We start from the raw sequence: 21,693 nt of genomic DNA on the forward strand, positions 1-21,693 counted from the left end.
AAGGCTCATGGTAGCTGCTTTTAAGGAGCTTGTTAACTGATTAGTTATTTCTGCCACGCTGCACTAGGAAGAATAACCAATATTAGTCCGTCGCCCCCTCACTCCATCTCCCCATCTCCCTTAACTCTCTCTACCTCATCGGCGGCGTCTGGAAACTCATCTGTTCCCCGGACATTGGTACTGACTCCAGCAACTGGAGAATGCGCTGTAAGGGAATATCTACCCACTTGGGTCGATTATTGAGTTCATAGCCTAACTCATAAATCGATTTCTCAAACAGATAAGCATCCAACAGCACCTGCAACTCCTGAGTTGTTTCGGGAATAAACGAATGACCTGCACTTGTAGCCAGATAGGTTTTCAGGAAGGTATCACTCACCCAGGAATACCAGAACCCAGTCCATTGTTCCATCACCGAGAGATTATCCGGGCGGATCATACCACTGTCCATTTCATTGCGTAAGCCCAACGCCACCGCATAGTGGAACGATTGCAGCATTCCCGCCACATCTCGCAGAGGCGATCGCTTCATCCGCCGTTCACTCAAAGGACGGGCGGGTTCTCCCTCAAAGTCAATGATAATTAAGTCTTTCCCCGTATATAAGACTTGTCCCAGATGGAAATCCCCATGACAACGAGTCCGCATCGACGTAATTTGCAGATTGAGTAAGGCTTTAAAGCGTCCTAAAATCTGCTCTTGGCGGTTGAGAATGGTTTGGGCTAAGGGCTGAGTTTCCTCCGGTAATACCTCGATCCGCTTTTTCAGTAGCAGTAACACCTGACCCGTCAGGTTCCGCATATACTGATACACAGACCGTTGATAGAACGAGGTAAACGGTTCCGGGGCAAAGTTAGGATTCTCCGTATCCGAGGACAAAGCAATATGCAATTGAGCCGTTCGCTTTGCCAACAGTTGCGTCGTATCCAAATAGGGAACAATCAGATCGTAGCCAAAGGGCGGATCAGTTCTATCCAGCGACTCGACAGCCGAAGGTAAGAGGAGTTCCCTCTCCTGTAAATCTGATCCGGGCAATACCATCACTTGCTCAAAATAGCCGCGCAGGGAATCTAAGGTATACGACCAAGCATTGGTGGTATTGGGAACAAAGGCTTGCAAAGCGCCGATGGTAATCGTATCTGAGTTGGAAACGCGATACTCTAGCGCCCCCGCCACGGGAACAAAATGTTCGGTAACTTTTTTCTCGGTGAGGAAACGCCCAATTTCTAAGTCTGGGTTAATTCCTTCCTCAATCTTGCGGAACAGCTTTAAGATAAAGCGATCGCCATACACGATTGACGTATTACTTTGTTCGCCTCGAAGCAGATGCGGCTCCAGATGAGTCGCCTCCTGCATCAGTTCAGCTAGGGCGTCTGTTGCTGTAGCCACTAAGGTTCCCACCTTTCCTTTATAGCGATGCTTGTGACGAACGGCATCTAAGGGGAAGGCTAAAAAGTCCGGTTCAGCTACCGCATCGAATAATAAGCCCACCTCTTCATGTCCCTCAACCTGGAGATAGGCAATGACCTGATGAGCCTGAATGTTTGACCCATCGCCACCCAGTTCCGTTCCTGGCGCGTAAGCTAAGGGCAGAATGTAGGTTTCTGGGATACCCTCGGTGTATTCGAGTTTGAGAAAAATTAACTCCGCCTCGGTTTCTTTATAGGAGATGGGAATTGCTTCCACAATCTCTGCCGATTGTACCGTCCTTGCCTTACCCCCAAACCAGCGACAAGTATAGAGGTAATTGGGCAAAATCGACTCCAAGGTAGTCTTTAAAATCGGTTGAGAAAACACCGTTTGCCATTTGCCACTCACCCTCAGTGTTGGGGGTTGAACTTGGGAACTGGGAGTTTCCGCTAGAGTGTCTTGCAACTGGAGAGTAAACCAGTAGAAGCTATGCGGACCCAAGCTGAGGAAATAGGAGGAAGAACCAATCGCTGGGAATGGGGTACGTCCAAAAATCTCCACCGGCACCATTCCTTGGAATGCCGAGAGATCCAACTCCACCGTTTGCACAAATCGCGACAAGTTGGCAACCACTAAAATATGTTCCCCAGCATAGGTGCGGGTAAATGCCAAAACCTTACGGTTATCGGGATGGAGAAACTCAAACGTCCCTCGCCCAAAAGCTTGGAAACGCTGGCGGGTAGCAATTAACCGCTTCATCCACCACCACAGGGAATTGGGATTCCCCTGCTGCGCTTCTACATTAATCGCTTCATAATGATATTCTGGGTCAACAATCGGCGGGGCGTAAAGTCGTTGCGGATTCGTGCGCGAGAAGCCAGCATTGCGATCCGCACTCCATTGCATCGGTGTGCGTACCCCATTGCGATCGCCTAGATAAATATTATCGCCCATACCAATCTCATCACCGTAGTACAAGACTGGCGTACCCGGAAGCGATAACAGCAACCCATTCATCAACTCAATTTGGTCGCGATTATTCCCCATCAGGGGGGCGAGGCGGCGACGAATCCCTAAATTGAGCCGTGCCTGCGGGTCTTCTGCATACATTTTATACATGTAGTCCCGGTCTTCATCGCTGACCATTTCCAGAGTCAGTTCGTCGTGATTCCGCAGGAACAATGCCCACTGACAGTTATTGGGAATTTGCGGCGTCTGGTTGAGAATATCAATGATGGGGAAATTATCCTCCATCTTCAATGACATAAACAGGCGCGGCATTAGGGGAAAATGGAAATTCATGTGACACTCATCCCCCTGCCCATAATACTCCGCCGCATCTTCGGGCCACTGATTCGCCTCAGCCAACAGCATCCGATTGGGGAACTTGGCATCAACATGGGCGCGTAACTGTTTCAAGAACGCATGGGTAGCGGGTAAATTCTCACAGTTTGTGTCTTCTTGTTCATACAGATACGGCACCGCGTCCATCCGCAGTCCATCCACCCCCATGCCTAACCATAAATCCACAACCTCTAAAACCGCTTTACCGACTTCCGGATTTTCGTAATTGAGGTCAGGTTGATGGGAATAGAAGCGATGCCAGTAATAGGCTTTCGCTACCGGGTCCCACGCCCAGTTAGAATGTTCAAAATCCTGGAAAATAATCCGGGCATCTTTATATTTTTCTGGGTTATCACTCCAGACATAAAAATCCCGTTCACTGCTGCCTTTTGGGGCTTTGCGAGCGCGTTGAAACCAAGGGTGTTGGTCAGATGTATGGTTAACGATTAACTCAACAATTACCCGAATTCCCCGTTGATGGGCAGCATCTAAGAGCATTTGAAAGTCTTCGATTGTGCCAAAAATGGGATTAATTTTTTTATACTCGGCTATATCGTAACCATCATCTTTAAGCGGAGAGGGGAAAAAGGGTAATGTCCAGATTGCAGTGACCCCTAAATCCCGTAAATAATCGAGCTTCGATGTCAATCCGCGCAAGTCACCAACTCCATCGCCATTGCTATCTGCAAAGGCACGAATCGGCACTTCATAGATGATGGCATCTTTAAACCATAACGGATCATCTTTCAAGATTGAGTTAAGCATTGGTTCTTTGGTAGTTCTCCCTGGTTGATTCGTCATTGGTCATTGGTCATTGGTCATTGGTCATTGGTCATTGGTCATTTGTTGCAGATGACTTGTACTCTAGAGGGGCGGGTTTAGAGATATCCGGGTGAAAACCAAACGTTAGTGGTAAAACCCGCCCCTACAACTGTCATAATTCTCCCCCAGCTCTCCCAGCTTCCTCATCTTCCCCAGCTTCCCCAGCTTCCCCAGCTTCCCCATCTCCCCCGTTCCCTGTTCCCTCTTAACCTATTGCCTTACCCAGAAAACATGGGCTGGAATACCTTGAGGATTGAGTTCTACATAGTTATGTCCGCCAAACCAGGTGTAGTGGGTATCACTGAGTAGATCATGGAGATAATATTCCCGATAGGGGTCAATTCCTAAGGATTCTAAGGGCAAATCAATGAAGCCTGCTTGCATCCACTGAGGGTCAAAACTGACCACCATTAGCATCACATCCTTGCAATCATCAGTCTGTTTGCTGTAACAAATAATATGGTGATTATCCGTGTGATGAAACCGCAAACTGCCGTTACTTTGCAACGCGGGATGTTCCCGACGGGCGAAATTGACCCGGGCAATCAAGTCTTTGATTGTATAAGGACTATCTAAATCCCATTCCCGAATCTGATATTTCTCTGAGTGTAAATACTCTTCACTACCAGGTTTTAGCGCCCGATTTTCGCAGACTTCAAACGCAGGTCCATAAATCCCATAGTTTGCCGTTAAAGTTGCTGCCAGCACTAAGCGAATAATACAGGCAGGGCGTCCCCCATGCTGAATAAACTCATGCAAAATATCGGGGGTATTGGGCCAAAAATTAGGGCGAAAGATGTCATAAGCCGGGGTTTGGGTGAGTTCGGTGAGATATTGAGTCATTTCCCACTTACTATTACGCCAAGTGAAATAGGTGTAGGATTGGGTAAATCCTAACTTGGCGAGGCGATACATCACTTTGGGACGGGTAAAGGATTCCGAGAGGTAAATTAAATCGGGATAGGTTTGTCTCAAATCCGCAATTACCCATTCCCAAAAATCGAATGCCTTGGTATGGGGGTTATCGACTCGGAAAATCCGCACGCCTTTTTCAATCCAAAAAAGCATGACACTCCGCAGTTCTTGCCACAGATTTTGCCAGTCTGGGGTTTCAAAGTCAATCGGATAAATATCCTGATATTTTTTCGGCGGATTCTCGGCGTATTGAATCGTCCCATCCGGGCGACTACGGAACCATTGGGGATGTTCTTTAACGTAGGGGTGATCTGGAGAACATTGGAAGGCTAAGTCTAAGGCAATTTCAATCCCATGATCTTTGGCTTTGGTGACAAACTCCTCAAAGTCAGCCATGGTTCCTAATTGAGGATGAACCGCCTTGTGTCCGCCTTCGGCTGCACCAATGCCCCAGGGTACACCTACATCGTCAGGTTGGGCGACATTAGTGTTATTTTTGCCTTTGCGAAATTGCTTACCAATGGGATGAATCGGGGGTAAATACAGCACATCAAATCCCATACTGGCAATATAGGGTAAGCGGGCTTGGGCATCTTTGAATGTGCCATGTTTGCCCGGTTCACCACAGGAACGGGGAAACATTTCGTACCAGGTGCTAAACCTTGCCCGTTCTCGGTCTACGGTAATTCTCAGTTCTTTGTGGTACGTGCTGGCAAATTTGCGGTCTGGGTATTTTGCCATTAGTTGCGCCAGTTCTGGGGAAATGGCTTTATCCCCTACAATTGGTTGGGCGACATCTTGCGATCGCAGTGTCGAGACCCAGGTTTTTAACTGTGCCGCATCATCCCCACTGGCACGTTTCACCGCGTCTTCGACTAAGTTTGCCCCAATCAGCAAGTCAACTGACACATCCTGTTCAGCTGCCAGTTTTTTGGTCATGTCCCGTTGCCAGGATTTAAAGTGGTCAGCCCAGCCCATAATGGTATAGACATAATCCCCCATCTCTGATACAGTGAACTCTCCCTGCCAGCGATCGTTAACGGTTGGCGATAAGGGAACCTCAAACCAGGTTTGAGACGTTTGGGGACGGTACAAAATGACACCCGATACGGCATCATGACTGTCACAGAACATATCCACTTCCACATGGACTCGTTCCCCAACCGTCCGTTTGATGGCAAAACGACCCCCATCAATTTGGGGCAACACACCCTCGATTTGAACTCGTCTCCGACCTTCCTCTGGTAATGGCAGCATTGATCAACACGTCCTTTAGCTTTTGCTTCTAAAACAGTCGCAGGTGCCCCTTACTGTCATACCGCTTTATCCTTCAGCCCTTACTCTTGTTCCTTTGACTCTGGCTAAGGAACTGAAGTTGGTGTAACTACCTAACTGTAAAGCGTTTCAATAAACCTGTCCGACTGCTACATTAGTTAACTTTACGAATTAATGTCAAGATTTCTATGCAAAATGTTAATAAACAGCGTTATACTCAAAAGATTTACGGCTATTAGCCTACAGGAAATACCCATTTGATTCATCTGACCTAGGTATGAGCGATCGTTAAGCTCATCCTTGGTGTCCCATGATTCCAAAATAACGGTAGCATTCCTATGCCAGCCGAACTACGCTGCTGTGTTGTGGGGGCGGCGTCTCATCCATCCGGATCAACTTAAGCCAAAACCGTTGCTAATTCTGGTTTTCAGCCACTCGTACCGGGTAGCTTTTGATACTTATACCCAGTTGCCGTCTAATATATATAGAACTTTCTTTTTCCCCAATTTCCTCATCTCCCCCTCACCCCCTCACCCCCTCACCTCTATCTGCTATCTTTGAACGCAACTTGGTATTACCCGTCAAAATTATGCCCCAGCTTCCCCTGCACCCCCTACTTAGAGGCTGTCGTCAGTCTAACAAATTTACAAAATCTTTAAATTATCGCTTTATAGCTTTAAGATAACTTTATCTATTAAAGTTCAGTTATGAGTAAAATACTAATACAGACCTTTTCAGCGGGCGCAAAAATTTTGAACGAATTGTCGTTCTGCTGAACTGACCCCTCAATTGAGTCGAGAAACTGTTCGTGACTTGGCAGCTAGGAACAGTTCCTCCTTAAATCATGTCCGCTCAAATACCCTTGATAAAAATGGCTGAAACTCCTTGCTTTAGGTCATCACAATTATGGGCAATCATCGATCAGGACATGATATAAGTCCGACTTACTGCTAGTGAAACCTAGGTTTTGCATAAGTTAGCTAAGCGATAAATTTGGCTGCCCATAATTGATTAACAATCAGGGAATAATTCATGAAAAAGGAACTGAGACTGGTTCAGCACATATTGTTCTTCGCTACACCTCTAGTCACGAGTTCAGTTATAGCGGTTTCACCAACTCTGGCAGCGACCTTTGCCTCGGCGGAAGCCAACGTATTGCTAAGCAACTTTAATCAAAGCCCAGATTTATCTACGGTTTCAGCTCAAACGAATACGATGGCAATGACACCCGTCAATGTCATCTCAGATTCAGATGAGGGTGAAAATGCCCGTTCCGCATCGGCAGGGGACTCAGCAACGGCTATCGCCGAAGCCGATTCACTCTTTTTTACGAACCCTCCAGCCTTTGCCGCTAACACAACCTTGAGTGAGGCTTTTGGCGATGCCGAAAACTTTTTCGGGTTTGCCCAAAGTGAAGCGTCGGTAACGGGTGGATTTTTGATTAATCCAGCCCCAAATTCGACGGAAACATTTTCTTTTGATTTGACGGCTTTCTCTACCCTAATCACTTCAGGAGAAGAGAGTAAGGCGAAAGCTGATATATCCATAGTAATTTTAGGGGGAACTGATCCTAATCCGGTGAATCAAACGGTTTTTGATTTCTTCTCTGTGTCCGGAGAGTTAAACACCCTAGGACAGGATGACATATTCTCGGTTGAAGTCAGCGACAACTTTACCTTAAATACCTTCTTGCCATCGGGAGACTTTGGTGTAGACTTAGAAGAAGAATTGGCGGATGTCTTGGCGATCGGCTCCTATCATCGTCAGTTTGATCGCCCAACTTATCTAACGTTCATAGAAACTAAAGAAACCAAGGCAACAGTTAAAGACTCTGCACAAGTACCTGAGCCGATTAGCACTCTAGGTTTATTGGTTTTTAGTGGCTTAGTCGGTTTGAACTCTAGACGTAGAATTTCTTAGGAATAGATTTTCCTAAACCATTTTGATGACACATTATTCCTTAAGTAATCCCTTGAATTGAGGGATTACTTATGCTTTTTAATCCTGGATTAAGTCTAAATAATTGATAGACTTTAATCTGATACCATTTCTCTTTAATCGTGCAATGAATACACCCCCACCCCCCTGTCGTCCCCCTGAGCAAGAGCTACTAGCGTGGCACACCTAAATTGATAAGTAGGTGGATTTTCATAAAAGTTAACGGTTGAGATTAGGGAATTCACCAATTCATAAACCCTTTAAAAAAAGATTTTTATTTTCAAACTAACTTCACCCATTCAATTTATATTAGGGATAGGATACAACTATAAAGCGTTGGAAGTTACGAGAATTACAATTTACTGATACTCGGCTGTATGTAACTACCATTTAATTCTCTCAACTGTTATTAACTATTATAAATAACAGTTAAATTCAGTCTGATTTACTTGCCAACACATCGATATTTATAACCGCTATGTCGAGCGTGAGATTGTGCTGTCCCTATTGATGATAAGGAGAAAATCATGAAACAAGAACTGAGACTTGCTCAAAGTGTATTGTCCTTTGCTGCACCATTAGTAACCAGTTCGGTATTGCTAGTTTCACCAAGTCTGGCGGCAACGTTTGCTTCGGCTGAGGCTAATGTATTTCTAGAAAACTTTAGTCAAAGCCCAGATTATTCTACAGTTTCAGCGAAGACGAATACGGTGACAATGACACCAGTCAGTTCAGTCTTAGATGCAGATGAGGGTGAAAATGCCAGTTCCGCATCGACAGGGGACTCAGTAACGGCTATCGCCCAAGCCGATTCACTGTTTTTCACAAACCCTCCAGCTTTTGCTACGAACACAACCGTGAGTAACGCTTTTGGTGATCAAGAAAATTTCTTCGGATTTGCCAAAAGTGAAGCATCAGTAATTGGAGGATTTTTGCTTAATCCAGCCCCGAATTCGACGGAATCATTTTCTTTCGATTTTACGGCTTTCTTTAACCTGGCAACGTCAGGGGAAAAGAGTACGGCGGCGGTGGATATATCGTTAGTGGTGTTAGGAGGAACTGACCCTAATCCAGCGAATCAAACAGTCTTTGACTTCTTCTCAGTCTCTGGAGAATTAAACTCCTTAGGAGAGGATGACTTATTCTCAGTTGACGCTAGCGACAACTTCACCTTAAATACATTCCTACCCTCTGGAGACTTTGGTGTTGACATAGAGGAAGAGTCGGCGGATCTCTTGGCAATGGGTTCCTATCAACGTCAGTTTGATCGCCCGACTTATCTAACGTTCGTAGAAACCAAAGAAACCAAAGCAACAGTTCAAGCACCTGAGCCTGCTAGCACTCTCGCGTTAGTAATATTTGGTGGCTGGCTCAGTCTAGCTGGTAGATCTATCAGCATGGGTTGTCGATCAAAAAGGAGAATCTTGTAGTCACAGGTATAAGCAGATTATTGTCTGATTTATAGCCAATAATTGATATCTGATCAATCGCCTGAATTTAGGAGGTTGATCAGGTTATTTTGTTGATTAAAATAAAATATTAAAAATAGTAAAAAAAGATGCCTACGACTAGATAATATGCTAGTTAAACAGGACTGCCAAAATGGCAGCTTTATTTTTCAAGATGCTCCATTTTACTGCTTATTTTATCTACACTATTGACAGAAATCAATTACAAATCCAATAAATGGAGAGTTAAACCAATGGTATTTCTCAACTTAACCAGCAACAATGATATCGTCAATCTAACCACTAATCCTGCTGCAACAAATAGTAATGATGTAATCTATGGTCGTCGTGGCGATGACCTGGTTTTGGCAGCAGATGGTGATGACTTTATCAAGGGCGATCAAGGCAATGATACTTTAGTCGGGGGGAACGGTAGTGACAAGTTGTATGGAGGTAGCGAAAATGACCTGCTTTTTGGCGAAGATGGCGATGACTTCATCAGAGGTGATCAGGGAAATGACACATTATTAGGAGGATTTGGTAACGACAAGCTGTTTGGAGGCAGCGAAAATGACTTGCTCTTTGCACATGATGGGGATGACTTACTCGATGGAGGTAGTGGTGACGATATCCTCAACGGCGGAGCTGGCAATGACCGACTGTTAGGGGGTATTGGTCAGGGTAACGGTACACTCACGTACGATTACAATGGCACGACCTTGACAGGTATTAATGATATCCTGAATGGGGAGAGCGGCGATGATACACTACTGGGCGGTAGTGGCAATGATGTCCTCAAGGGTGGAGATGACGACGACACAGCTCTTGCTAGCTTCGGCGATGACTTACTCCTTGGAGAAAGCGGTGATGATGACCTGCGAGGCGACGCTGGTCAGGATACGTTAGAGGGGGGTGCAGGTGCTGATAACCTCCTTGGAGGTGAAGGCGATGATTGGCTTTTTGCTGGTTTATCCAGTAATCCTTTTGCCACTACTGATAGTGATACTCTTAGTGGCGGTCTTGGCAATGATTTTTTATTTGGGGATCAAGGCAATAATATCCTTGTCGGAGGTAGTGGCAATGATATTCTCACAGGATTTACTGGTAATGACATACTCAACGGTACTGGGGGGACAGGAGACTTTGAAATTGATAGCTTAAGAGGCGATGCCAGTGGTGTTGCTCCTGGAGCCGATATGTTTATTCTGGGAGATATTAATAACGTCTTCTACGACGCGGCTGGCGGTGGCGACTTTGCCTTGATCAGGGATTTCCAGAATGGTTTAGATAAGCTTCAGGTCAAAGGAGGAACAGGACAAAGTTATCATCTAGATCCCATAACCGTAGATGATGTTACAAGTACACTTGTCATTTCTAACGGTACTGAACTCATTGCTGTTTTGGAAGGAGTCGCATCTGTTACAGCCAATCCTTTTATTTTCGTCTAACGGAATGTCAAAAACCCTACTCATAATTTTTAGATGTGGGTAGGGTTTATACCTACAGTCCACCACCACTCCGAAAACCTGGAGAAGAATAAATTTACCTGATTATTGCTCTTACTAAAAAACAGAAAATTTTTCTGTGTTTCCTCTTGTCCAATGTTAATTAAGCATAATAAATACAGGAGAGCTAAAAAGACTACTAGCAACATTTTCAATCATTTTCGCTGTGAATCAGGTGGGTAACTTCACTTTCTAACCATTGTCCAAATAGGCGATTGAGAATTTCTTGAGACCGTTCAGGGGTTAATTGGGCGGGGATAAACTCTTCTACTCGTAACAGATGATAACCGAGATCAGTTTTAATTGGACCGACTACCTCGCCAATAGGTGCTGAAAAGACTGCCGATGCCATTTCCGGCTTTAACCGCCAGCGGTAAACTTTTCCTTCATAACCGCACCGACGCTTGCGTTCTGGGTCAATATCGTAAAGGTGGGCTGCCTCATAAAAGCTAATTTCCCCTTCTTCAATTTCATAGAAAAGTTCTCGCGCCAAGGGTTCAGAGGCAAGAATCAGTTGATAGAGCAAAATTTGCTCATAGTCTAATCGATTTTGAGTAAAAAACTTTTCTACCTCGTTGCCAAACAAACAATCGGCTAATTTCTGGGTCAGCAAGCGCAGACGAATTCCTGCTTCCCAATCATCAGGTGTTATCCTCTGATCCGCCAACCAAGCCAAGGTGTCAGCCGCCTTTTCCAAGTGCATTGCCTGACGTTGCTTATCTGCCTCCGCCTGAATTTCTTCTGGCGTGACGACTATGCCTCGTTCCTGAGTCGCTCGCTCAATGACTCGTTGCGACCAAATCTGATGACAGACTTTTTTATACTGTATGTCTTGTTTGAGAAACTCAACAATTTCTTCTGACTCAACGGACGCGCCTGTATCCACCATTATCGATTGATTGGAACTCTCCTTAAACCTAACCCTGGGAAAACTCGGCTAGGTACACCGACAACCCTGTAGGAAATATTACTATCTTTTTGGACAAAGCTGGATGCGGAAAAAATGCTGATAAATGTAGTTGCAGGATTGTTGATGCTGGGGTTCGGTAGGATTACTCTCACCCTGGGGGAAGAGGGTGCAATAGAAGCCGGGGGAGCGCTTGTCGGGTTAGCGGTGACACTGGGGGAAAACCCTGGCTGATTATTAACTGCTGGAGACAAAGGAGTTGTTGTCCCAGGACTAGGACTACTGAGGGAACTGGGAGCAACGGTAGTGGTTGCTGGCGGCGGAGTATTCACGGAGGTATTGGCTGAAGTGCTACCCCCACTGGAAGTAGCCCCGGGCGTAAACGTTGCTCCAGGATTAGGACTACTCAAAAAATCTGTGAAAACATTAGCACTGGTTGTCGGCGGAGCATTCGTGGAGGCACTAGCGGAACTGCTACCACCACTGACGGTAGCACCAGGTACAAAAATCGTCTGACTACTGCTACTGGTGCCTGTGGGTGAGGTGGCTGTTGCACTGCTGGTTGCACCTGCACCCTGGGAATTCACGAATGCGCTACTCGAAGCACCTGCGCTAACTATTTGAGCTAGGCAGGGCGAAGTAACTGCTAAAGTGCTAATTAAGCTGATTAATATCAAATATAATTTGGTCATCATTGGTGAACCAGTCCTTCCTTAACACTAGGGAACTCTGATTAAATAAAAATTGCTAGCACTACTGGTGATGCCTCCAGGCATGAACATTGTAAGGCGACTGTTACTGTGTTCTATAACAGAAGAGGCTGTCCCATTGCTGTTAGCACCTGCCCCGTAGAAATTCACGTAGGAACTACTAGAAGCGCCTGCACTAATAATTGCCGCTGGAGCAGAAGGAGCAATAGCAATCACGAAGCTCCCGATTACACAAATACAAAAAGCGTAGTTTGTTGATTTAGCCATATTGATTTCCTATTAAGGCTTTTTGGGTTTTTCAATAAGTTAATAGAAATAGAACTGAACTACGTCCTATTCTGTCAGTATTAATTAACCCCTTACAAAGGACGCTCTTTACCGTTAATTTTCACCCATGAGACCTACTTATTTTAACCAAATTTGAAAATTATAAGCGTCCAAATCATGAAATCAGGACGCCATAACCTCCAAAAAATTATACACTAAATGGAATAGTTTATATGTTGCCATTGACTTCTTTTCCAATTCGGGAGCTACTCATAAAACCTTTATGAGTAGCTCCCATTGGCTTTAATAGTAGTAGCCATCAGTTTGAGACAGAGAGGTTGCACCTGCTGAAGAGAAGTAAGGATCGGTATAACTGAAGGAAAAGGCTTCAGCGTTAGTGTGAGAACCACTAGCAGAAGCATCACCTTCAGCAAAGGCACTGTTTCCACGCACAGAGGAGTAGGTGTTTAGATACTTGGATACATAAACATCTTCATAGAAGTCAATGTAGACATCCTTGTTGATGTAGGTATACTGGTTTAAACTACCACGACCGACGACTTTATTGTCTTCATTAACGACTTCTAGGTGATTCAGGTCAGAAATATTCATGGTTTTTCTCCTTTTTGGCAATCAAGTTATTTCAGTTTTCTGGGTTTTTGCTGTTGGATTTGGCAAAACATCAAACGGTTCATTTGAGAGCTACTGGTTCCTACTCTACTTGGACTAGTAGCTCTCCTTAGCTTCAGTAGCAGTAGTAGCAGTAGCTATCACTTTGAGACAGAGAGGTTGCACCTGCTGAAGAGAAGTAGGGATCAGTATAGGTGAAAGAAAAAGCTTCAGCATTAGTGTGAGGACCGCTAGCAGAAGCATCACCTTCAGCAAAGGCACTGTTTCCACGCACAGAGGAGTAAGTGTAGAGATTCTTGTACACATCAACATCTTCATAGAAGTCAATGTCAACGTCTTTGTAAATATCGGTATACTGGTTTAAACTACCACGACCGACGACTTTATTGTCTTCATTAACGACTTCTAGGTGATTCAGGTCAGAAATATTCATGGTTTTTCTCCTTTGTGCAAGTTTATTGATTTCAGCGTTATTTGTTTTTTGCTGTTGTATTCAATATAGCTTGTGCAAATTTAAAATACAAGGTTTTTTCAACTAATTACTGCCAAATTGGCAGAGCAATAAAAACACGACTTTGGAGAAGTATTTTGTGTAAAAATAGACATGAAAATCCTCCTAATTCTTAGAGTTTTAGAATTAGGATTGCTCGGTGATGGGCTTTTATATAAAATCTGTTGCTTGACAGCAATTCCTCGATTAGTTAGGTCTAGCTATGCCTCATACTATAAAGCCTTTCTAGCTTTGAGGATTGACTTCATCTACTCGAGAACCGCTATAAACGGAGTACAACTTGATTAATGTCGCTTCCGCTGGGACATCGGTCATTGCTCATTATTAGGACAGTGACTCTTGTTTACCCTTCAATACAGAAGCCAACAATTTTGATATTACACTATCTTCAATGATAAAAACCCATTAAATTAAGTCCATGCTGCCATTTTGGCAGCAGGATTTTTATTCTTTTCTAGAGAAACTAAAATGTGAATGATTCACTATTACTAAAAAAAGACAACCCCTTTTTTTAAAGCTTTGATGAAGATTGCCTTTTTCAATATGAAGATTCAGTAAAGCCGATGCCAAAACTTGCTGGGAAAACAACTCCCCATACCCAGTTGCTGTTGAAGATGTGATTGAGTAACCAGAAGAACGCCGGAATATTCCCTATATATATAGGACAAATAATAGCTGTAGGGACACGGCATTGCCGTGCCCCTACGATTACGATAAGGAAGGTATAGTGAATCCTAACCCAACCCAGTCAAGCGGTTAAACAGAGACGATACGCCTGAAAACCAATCATCCGAAGGCGCTACAGAATCTGGGATACAGTCTTCTGACTCAATTGCTGGCAACCCCTGTAGGTTATAGCCGCCTTTCATCGATAGCGTTTTGTGATCAACGACTTCTAAGTGATTCAGGTCAGCGATTTTGCAGGAGGACTTTCTGGTTGGTTGTCCTGGGTTCCCAGAGGTGTCCCCACTCTGAAGATTCTCTTGAGGCTTCTGGGAACTATGTTCTTTCCTCAATCGGTTGTAGGTACGGTAAGGAATATAGTATTGGGGATTGTGACCCGCAAAACGCAGCAGCAAAACACAAGCCCACGAATACTTCCCTTGGCGAATGGCGTCTATTATCTGCTCGAACTGTTCGGGATCGAGGGTTTTCTCACGTTTGGCATTGATCGTTGGCATGTTATACGTCATGTCTATCCTTCTCTAAACTCAACAACATTTATCGACAATTAAAGACTGATGCCACCTTCTTGCAGCTCCCGGAAGGGTTCCAGTAAGATATCGGCAATGCGGCGGCGGCGGATAATAATCTCAGCCGTGGCAGTTTGACCTGCCTTAAACTCAATCTGATGACCACCTTCGGTAACATGATTGCGGTCTAGCTCAACTTCGACGTGATAAACGACACCGAATTGTTCGTCGGCTTTACTGTCAGGAGAGATGTAGGTAACTTCGCCCGTCACGATGCCGTAATCTTGATAGGGGTAAGCATCAAACTTGACCTTCACGGGCATACCCACCTTAATGAAACCAGCATCATGGTTGGGTAAACTGGCTGAAAGTACCAACGGCTCACCTTTGGGTGCTATTTCCGCAACGGTTTGGCTGGGTTGCACCACCTCACCACTATGGCTAACGCTGAGGGATGAAACCACCCCATCCACCGGTGCATAGAGAAATTGCTGGTTGAGTTGAGCTTTAGCCCTAACTAGCTGATTTTTATTGTCCGCAATCTTGGCTTTGAGTTGGGTCAACTCCATTTCCAGTTGCTGTATTCGCTCCTGTGCTTCAATCTGACTGCGGCGTACCTCGGTTTGTTTTTGAGCCAATCCTGCCTGAAGTTGGTCAATTTCTGCCAAGGTCTGTTGTAACTCACCTTGAGCTTGAATCATCTGTAAGTCCAAATCGCGCAAGGTTTGCTGTGCCTGAAATAGCTGCTCCTGAGTACTCGTCCCCTCTTGCAGTTGACTTTGGATAATCGCACTTTGGCTGGCACGCAGACTTTGTTCAGCTTGAAACACCATTTCTGAAGAAATTGCCCCTTCTTCCAAGAGGGGTTTGAGGGTTTTGAGTCGTTCAGCTTGAGCTTCTGCTTCCGCTTGCCGTCGGGCAAAGAGTTCATCGGCATGAGCAGTTAGAGGTTGCAGCCGTTGTTGTCTTTTTTGGTGGAACGCCTTTTCTGTGTGCAATTGCGGCAATTTCTGCTTTAACACGGTGATCTTTGCCTTAGCTTGAGCCAGGGCAGCTTGTTGGGCTTGCACCTCTGCCTGGGCAATGCGTTGGCGGGTTTGAGCCTCCAGACGGGTTCTCTCTATCAGTTCTTTTTCTTGGGTTAATTCGGTTTGCTGGGAATTGAGCAGTTGCTCTAAGCGCTTAACCTCTGTTACGGCAAGTTCGGTATCCAATTCCACTAAAACTTGCCCAGCTTTAATTAACTCCCCTTCTTCAACTTCAATATCGACAATCTTGCCAGACTGAACCGAGTGAATTTTATAGACATTGCCTTTTGGCACTAATCGTCCATGGGCTTTACCCACTTCATCAATGTGACCAAAGGTTGCCCAGGCACCAAATGCGATACAGAAGGCTAACCCGCCCACCATCAGTCGCTGGGGAAACCCGGCTGGCGGCTGGTCAAGCATCGTCTGTAAAGCCGTTGACCATTTGACCGTCGGTGTTGAAGGTTCTGGAGATTTCTGCTCATTGGGTTGCACTGAGGTGGCTGTACCTCCATAAATTGATGCAGCCTGAGACGGTGACAGTATTGACACAGTTGTTTTTTGCATAACTGTTACATCCTAGATGTGGTCAGTTGGGAAACGCTAATATTCTGTGGATATGAACCGATAACATTTCTGGTCAGAATTCAGACCACTTTAAAGATCCAACTGCTGCTGTGCTAGATGGTAGTAAAGACCTTGAAGTGCCATTAATTCCTGATGAGTCCCCTGTTCCACGAGAATGCCTCGGTCTAGCACTAAGATGCGGTTGGCATTCCGCACAGTGGAGAGGCGATGAGCAATAATAAAGGTGGTGCGATCGCGGCTAATCCGGGCTAGATTGTCTTGAAAGCGTCGCTCTGACTCAGTATCCAAGGAACTTGTCGCTTCATCCAGAATCAAAATCCGGGGGTTCCCCAACAAAGCACGAGCAATGGCAATTCGCTGCCGCTGTCCCCCGGAAAGCGTCGAACCCCGCTCTCCGACTTTGGTGTTGTATCCCAAGGGCAAGGCTTGAATAAACGCATGGGCTTCTGCCAACTTAGCCACTTCAATCACTTGCTCCAGAGTAAATTCCGGTCGATAGAGGCTAATATTTTCTAAAATCGTACCGGAGAAGAGGAAACAGTCTTGGGGAACCACGCCGAGTTGAGAACGTAACGATTGGGGCGAAACATGGCGAATATCGTGACCATCAATCGTGATTCGCCCAGAGGTGGGGTGATAAAGTCCTTGCAGCAGTTTCACCAACGTACTCTTACCCGAACCACTGCGTCCCACCAAGGCAATGGTTTCCCCAGCCTGAACCTCTAAGCTAATATTTTCCAGGGTATTGTGTTCCTCTTGTTCACCATAACGGAACGTCACATTTTCCAAGGTCACATCCCCCCGGATTTGGGGTAGCGTCAGCATGGGTTCTTGAGGATGTTCCTCCGGCTGGGTGCCAAAGACATCGTTGAGCCGTTCCACAGACACCAGGATTTCTTGGAATCGATCCCACAGGGCGACCAGAGACAAAATCGGACTCGTCACTTTGCCGATGAGCATGTTGAAGGCGACAAACTGACCAATGGTAAGCTGATCCTGAATTACCAATGTCGCTCCGTACCACAGTAATGCCGTGCTGCCGAGGGTATTAAACAAACCACTCACTGCCTGCAAGCCATTACTCAGATGGAAGGCTTTAAACTGGGTATTTAACTGACTGGTGAAACGGTCTTCCCAGCGCCAGCGCACCTCTTGTTCGGCGGCGGTAGATTTAACGGTTGCTACCCCTGTCATCATTTCCACCAACAAGGAATTTTGCGCCGCGACTTCCTTAAACACTTCCCGCGACTTCTGACGCAGAAACGGACTGGCGACCACTGTTAAGATCGCGATCGGCGGAATCGTGGCTAGCACCAGCAGGGTAAGCTGCCAGTTGTAGTAGAACATTAATCCCGCATAGACAAACACCATCAACACATCCAGCCAAGTACCAATGACTTGCTGAGTCAGGAACGCCTTAATTTTGCTGGTTTCCTGAACCCGGGTGATGATGTCCCCTACCTGACGGGATTCAAAAAACTTCAGGGGTAAGCTCAGGGTATGGTTAATGAAACCACTGATAAACGTGAGACTCAAACGATTGGAATAATAGAACAGCAGGTATCGTCGGGTGACACCGATGCCAATACTCCAAACGCCAAAAATAACCAGTCCAATGGCAAAAACCTGTAGCGTGATTAAGCTTTTGTTGACCACCACCCGGTCGAGGATAATTTGGGTAAACAGGGGGGTAATCAGACCAAAAACCTGGAGCAGCAATGACGCCAGGATAATCTGCAACAGGATAGAACGATGGGGCCACAGCAACCCCCAAAAGCGTTTCAGAGAGCGCTTTTCCTCGGGGGCGGCTGCCAGTTGGGCGGTTGGCTCTAACAGGAGTGCATATCCTGTCCAATTTGTCAAAAACTCTTGCCGGGGAACCAAGCGCTTGCCCATCGCCGGATCAGCCATGAGAACGCGATCGCCCTTCACCCGGTAAACGACGACATAGTGATCTCCCTGCCAGTGGGCAATCCAGGGATTTTTCTGCTGTTGCAGGCGACTCAAGGACGCCCGCACCGGCGTGGCTTTAAATCCCAAGGTTTGGGCAGCTTTGGTTAATCCTTTGAGCGAAGCCCCTGCTCGCCCCACGTCGGCTAACTCCCGCAGGGAGTTGAGACTAAACCGTTTCCCCCAATACCGCCCAATCATCGCCAAGCAAGTCGGTCCACAGTCTGAGGAACTCTGCTGCTGAATGAAAGGGTAACCGCGCCAAAACTGTCGTCCCCGATAACGTCCCGTTGTCGGTTGAGGAAAGGCGATGGGTTGGGTATCAGGGGACTCAAAAGAGGCGGGTTCAGGCTGGGGTTGGGGAACAGGGAGAGCCTGAGTCCGAGTTTTCTGAACCAAGCTTCTCGACGTTTTCGATTTTAGAGATGGATTGGGTTTGCTGCCATTGGTTGACTCGGGCTGAGCCTGGGCTAACACTGGAACAATCCCTTGGGCGGCTTGCCAATGTTCTAGGGGCAACCAGTAAACGGATAAATCAGTTTGGGCAACCCAATCCGTTGGTATAGGTTGTGGATGTCCCCAGCTTTCGCCGATAGTCGGGGGGAGACGGTGAGCATTAGATTCTGCTCCCTGACGTTCAATTTCACCCCCATGTAGCCAGAAGTGACCGGGTTGTTCTGTTGCTACATCCGCTAATGACTCACCTGCCCGAATCTGAATTTCTTCTATATAAGGAAGGAGTTGCTCGATCGCTAAATGACTTTGCGATCGCAGTTGGGTTAATGTCTTCCAGAAAATCAGGCGCTGCCTGTTTTGTGCTTGTTGTCGCCAGTGCGCTTCTAGCTCAGGGAACCGTTCTAACCAGGGTTGGAGTTGATCAAAGCGAATGCGAGCTATCCACCCTTCACTCGCCGCGATCGCTCGGTAAGGTAACGATTCATTGCACAACTGTTGATCAGCCCCCAATGAGTCTCCGGGTGTCTCAAGTACCTCAGCCGAAACCTCCCGCCCCTTAGAGGGATCAAAACCTAACAACCTGACCCGCCCTTGACCGATAATATGTAGATATGTATCGGAATATGTGCTATTATGTTCTGTGTGAACAGAATGTTGCGGGTTGGGTTGTTGTATAATATTACTTAACAGTTCAAAACCAAGCTGGAGTTCGGAAAATTCAAAAGATTGGCTCAACTCTAGGGCAGTTGTGGAGTCGAGTAAGCCTTGGCTTAACTGCTGAAGCACACAGCCGAAGATTTCGTCTAGTCCTTGGTAAGGAGAACTTAACGGGGTAGGATATTTCGTTAGTCCACCTGATACATTTTTCATGGACGCACACCTAAGATTGTCTAGTTCTAAGATCTGGTCAAACCAGAAAATTTTCACAATCTGTTACTATTGCTAAAGTAGGTACGCTCAGTTAAGTAACACTGGGTTTACCTATATGAAGCTGTGTAGATCGCCGGAAATGTCGCTGTACTCAGATCGCGTGACTTGGAATTTGCTTAGATGACAGGGTAATAGGTATGTTTGCCTACTTATCTAAACAAAAAAAATTGTTATTCCTTTGAACTCGATGTCTAAGTTAGACTATTCAATCTAATCATACTAAGTCAAGTATTAAAGCTGAACTTTACAGAATCTTTATAAGCATCTTCACAGAATTTTCATTAAGATTCTTATAGTGAAAGCGGTAGGCAGGGAAGCTGTCATGCACTTAGATCGTTGAGGCTGACGGGAAGACGGGGGACGGGGAGAAACTTTACCCGATTTGCTGTATTGTATGATACATTGTTCCGTTTAATTTCCCCTGGCTGCCAAGGATTGTTGATCTACGAAATTGGACAATTACCGAGTAGTATTGGGTAGTGGGATATTCACTCAACTGATAACTGGTTAGGATTATGACCGCCCAAGATTGGTGGCGTCACGCCGTTATCTATCAGGTTTACATCCGCAGCTTCCGGGATAGTGATGGAGATGGGTTGGGAGACTTACAGGGAGTTGTGCAGAAGCTGGATTACATCGCCTCCTTGGGGGTTGACGCGGTTTGGATTTCGCCGTTTTTCCCTTCGCCGATGAAAGATGGCGGTTATGATATTTCGGACTATTGTGCGATCGCGCTTAACCCGTAGGGTGGGTTAGGCAGTAATCAATTCCGGAAACAAACCCTTTAATAAAATATCTGCCGTAACCCACCGCATTATCCTTTGCAACAGGTGAACCAACGAGGAGGGCGAGTCGATAACATTAGTGGATTTCCCCTTAATGATAGTGCAGCGACTCGCCCCTACAAACAGGACACAGGACATAATAAAATAAATATCAGGTTGGGAATTCCCTAAATCTCACATCTAGAGGGTGCTATGATGATCATCAATCAAGGCTTACAGCGTATAGTATATGGAAGCGCGATCGCTCCCCTTTTCTTCATCCCCTGTAACCCTGTCCTCGCCCAGATTACACCCGATTCTACATTAGGCGCTGAACAATCCTCAATCCTACAGAATGGTGTGGTTATCGATGGAGTAACCGCCGATTTAATTCAGGATGGCGCCAGCCGAGGTTCAGCCTTATTTCATAGCTTTTCAGAATTTAATATTAACGAAGGAAAACGGGTTTATTTTGCCAACCCTGACGGAATCGAAGCCATTTTTAGTCGCGTCACCGGAACTGATCCCTCTGACATTTTGGGGACATTAGGCGTTAATGGCGCGGCGGATTTAATTTTCATCAATCCTAATGGAATTCTCTTTGGCGAAAATGCTCAATTAGACATCCGGGGTTCCTTTATTGGGAGTACCGCCAATGAGGTGGTATTTGAGAATGGCACAACGTTTAGTGCGACGAATCCCGAAGCACCGCCATTGCTTACTATTAATGTTCCCTTGGGGTTGCAATATGGTGAAGTAGCCCCCCCTTTGCAAGGCAGGGCTAATTCCGCAGTGATGAGAGAAAATTAGGGCGACCAGGATAAGCGCGTAAACTAAATCTTGTAACCATAGTTTAATCGAGTCATTTGCTTGCTATGAAGGTCAATCTCCACCGAAGCCTTAACCCAAGTGCCAGACTTTCGCGCTAAAAGAGGACGGCGTTATCCTTTGTGGTTACTTCTTTTGCTGGTCATTATGGGAACCTTGAGTGATTGTTTAGGTTATCGTGCCCTGGAAGATTTTTGCCGTCGGCATCATGACGCCTTAGTCACAAGTCTACAATTGCCTCCAACTCGTTTTCCCTCTGACTCCACTTTTCGGCGG

General features: G+C 45.9%; 14 protein-coding genes and 1 pseudogene. 6 read left to right on the forward strand and 9 right to left on the reverse strand.

Annotated features, from left to right (window positions below):
- Positions 1 to 130: 130 nt before the first annotated feature.
- Positions 131 to 3,517, reverse strand: a complete 3,387-nt coding sequence (gene treS, locus RID53_RS27260; RefSeq protein ID WP_446391094.1) for a maltose alpha-D-glucosyltransferase — start codon at positions 3,515 to 3,517, stop codon at positions 131 to 133.
- A gap of 267 nt (positions 3,518 to 3,784) precedes the next feature.
- Positions 3,785 to 5,746: an alpha-1,4-glucan--maltose-1-phosphate maltosyltransferase gene (locus RID53_RS27265; protein ID WP_446391083.1), complete on the reverse strand. Its 1,962-nt coding sequence runs from the start codon at positions 5,744 to 5,746 to the stop codon at positions 3,785 to 3,787.
- A 1,050-nt stretch (positions 5,747 to 6,796) separates the two neighbouring features.
- On the opposite strand from RID53_RS27265, the gene RID53_RS27270 reads away from it, so the two are divergent.
- The 3 genes from RID53_RS27270 (at position 6,797) to RID53_RS27280 (ending at position 10,598) form a co-directional block, all read left to right on the forward strand.
- The gene (locus RID53_RS27270; protein ID WP_446391084.1) at positions 6,797 to 7,684 is read left to right on the forward strand and encodes a hypothetical protein; all 888 of its coding nucleotides are present in this window, start codon (positions 6,797 to 6,799) and stop codon (positions 7,682 to 7,684) included.
- A gap of 545 nt (positions 7,685 to 8,229) precedes the next feature.
- Positions 8,230 to 9,132 carry a hypothetical protein gene (locus RID53_RS27275; RefSeq protein ID WP_446391085.1) on the forward strand — a complete coding sequence of 301 codons (903 nt, stop codon included), beginning with the start codon at positions 8,230 to 8,232 and terminating at the stop codon, positions 9,130 to 9,132.
- 272 nt (positions 9,133 to 9,404) lie between these two features.
- Positions 9,405 to 10,598, forward strand: coding sequence for a calcium-binding protein (locus tag RID53_RS27280; protein ID WP_446391086.1), 1,194 nt, complete (start codon positions 9,405 to 9,407; stop codon positions 10,596 to 10,598).
- Between the two features lie 208 nt (positions 10,599 to 10,806).
- Here RID53_RS27280 and RID53_RS27285 read toward each other — a convergent pair whose 3' ends face one another.
- The 7 genes from RID53_RS27285 to RID53_RS27315 all read right to left on the reverse strand — a co-directional run bounded on the left by RID53_RS27285 (position 10,807) and on the right by RID53_RS27315 (position 19,765).
- Positions 10,807 to 11,544, reverse strand: a complete 738-nt coding sequence (locus RID53_RS27285) for a peptidylprolyl isomerase (RefSeq protein WP_446391087.1) — start codon at positions 11,542 to 11,544, stop codon at positions 10,807 to 10,809.
- Positions 11,544 to 12,257: a hypothetical protein gene (locus RID53_RS27290; RefSeq protein ID WP_446391088.1), complete on the reverse strand. Its 714-nt coding sequence runs from the start codon at positions 12,255 to 12,257 to the stop codon at positions 11,544 to 11,546. Before RID53_RS27290 ends, RID53_RS27285 begins: the two co-directional genes overlap by 1 nt.
- Before the next feature lie 585 nt (positions 12,258 to 12,842).
- Positions 12,843 to 13,151: a hypothetical protein gene (locus tag RID53_RS27295; RefSeq protein ID WP_446391089.1), complete on the reverse strand. Its 309-nt coding sequence runs from the start codon at positions 13,149 to 13,151 to the stop codon at positions 12,843 to 12,845.
- A gap of 133 nt (positions 13,152 to 13,284) precedes the next feature.
- Positions 13,285 to 13,602, reverse strand: coding sequence for a hypothetical protein (locus RID53_RS27300; RefSeq protein WP_446391090.1), 318 nt, complete (start codon positions 13,600 to 13,602; stop codon positions 13,285 to 13,287).
- Between the two features lie 812 nt (positions 13,603 to 14,414).
- Positions 14,415 to 14,873: a HetP family heterocyst commitment protein gene (locus RID53_RS27305; RefSeq protein ID WP_006100114.1), complete on the reverse strand. Its 459-nt coding sequence runs from the start codon at positions 14,871 to 14,873 to the stop codon at positions 14,415 to 14,417.
- 38 nt (positions 14,874 to 14,911) lie between these two features.
- Positions 14,912 to 16,468: an HlyD family efflux transporter periplasmic adaptor subunit gene (locus RID53_RS27310; protein ID WP_006100042.1), complete on the reverse strand. Its 1,557-nt coding sequence runs from the start codon at positions 16,466 to 16,468 to the stop codon at positions 14,912 to 14,914.
- Positions 16,469 to 16,558: 90 nt separating this feature from the next.
- The gene (locus RID53_RS27315; protein ID WP_446391091.1) at positions 16,559 to 19,765 is read right to left on the reverse strand and encodes a peptide cleavage/export ABC transporter; all 3,207 of its coding nucleotides are present in this window, start codon (positions 19,763 to 19,765) and stop codon (positions 16,559 to 16,561) included.
- A 575-nt stretch (positions 19,766 to 20,340) separates the two neighbouring features.
- Between RID53_RS27315 and RID53_RS27320 the strand changes: the two are divergent.
- From RID53_RS27320 to RID53_RS27330, 3 genes and pseudogenes are all read left to right on the forward strand, one after another.
- Positions 20,341 to 20,556, forward strand: a pseudogene (locus tag RID53_RS27320) (alpha-amylase family glycosyl hydrolase); the annotation flags it as partial.
- A 246-nt stretch (positions 20,557 to 20,802) separates the two neighbouring features.
- Positions 20,803 to 21,399: a filamentous hemagglutinin N-terminal domain-containing protein gene (locus RID53_RS27325; RefSeq protein ID WP_446391092.1), complete on the forward strand. Its 597-nt coding sequence runs from the start codon at positions 20,803 to 20,805 to the stop codon at positions 21,397 to 21,399.
- Between the two features lie 75 nt (positions 21,400 to 21,474).
- Positions 21,475 to 21,693 (forward strand): transposase family protein (locus RID53_RS27330; RefSeq protein ID WP_446391095.1); only part of this gene is annotated, 219 nt, incomplete at its 3' end.

The sequence above is a fragment of the Coleofasciculus sp. B1-GNL1-01 genome (assembly GCF_040220235.1).
Classification (GTDB): Bacteria; Cyanobacteriota; Cyanobacteriia; order Cyanobacteriales; family Coleofasciculaceae; genus Coleofasciculus.

Bases quoted from the DNA above. Each gene is read 5' to 3' on its own strand.
- RID53_RS27300 (WP_446391090.1), bottom strand. From the start codon at position 13,602: ATGAATATTTCTGACCTGAATCACCTAGAAGTCGTTAATGAAGACAAT.
- RID53_RS27315 (WP_446391091.1), bottom strand. From the start codon at position 19,765: ATGAAAAATGTATCAGGTGGACTAACGAAATATCCTACCCCGTTAAGT.
- RID53_RS27270 (WP_446391084.1), top strand. From the start codon at position 6,797: ATGAAAAAGGAACTGAGACTGGTTCAGCACATATTGTTCTTCGCTACA.
- RID53_RS27275 (WP_446391085.1), top strand. From the start codon at position 8,230: ATGAAACAAGAACTGAGACTTGCTCAAAGTGTATTGTCCTTTGCTGCA.
- RID53_RS27305 (WP_006100114.1), bottom strand. From the start codon at position 14,873: ATGACGTATAACATGCCAACGATCAATGCCAAACGTGAGAAAACCCTC.
- RID53_RS27290 (WP_446391088.1), bottom strand. From the start codon at position 12,257: ATGATGACCAAATTATATTTGATATTAATCAGCTTAATTAGCACTTTA.
- RID53_RS27285 (WP_446391087.1), bottom strand. From the start codon at position 11,544: ATGGTGGATACAGGCGCGTCCGTTGAGTCAGAAGAAATTGTTGAGTTT.
- RID53_RS27265 (WP_446391083.1), bottom strand. From the start codon at position 5,746: ATGCTGCCATTACCAGAGGAAGGTCGGAGACGAGTTCAAATCGAGGGT.
- RID53_RS27295 (WP_446391089.1), bottom strand. From the start codon at position 13,151: ATGAATATTTCTGACCTGAATCACCTAGAAGTCGTTAATGAAGACAAT.
- treS (WP_446391094.1), bottom strand. From the start codon at position 3,517: ATGCTTAACTCAATCTTGAAAGATGATCCGTTATGGTTTAAAGATGCC.
- RID53_RS27310 (WP_006100042.1), bottom strand. From the start codon at position 16,468: ATGCAAAAAACAACTGTGTCAATACTGTCACCGTCTCAGGCTGCATCA.
- RID53_RS27325 (WP_446391092.1), top strand. From the start codon at position 20,803: ATGATGATCATCAATCAAGGCTTACAGCGTATAGTATATGGAAGCGCG.
- RID53_RS27280 (WP_446391086.1), top strand. From the start codon at position 9,405: ATGGTATTTCTCAACTTAACCAGCAACAATGATATCGTCAATCTAACC.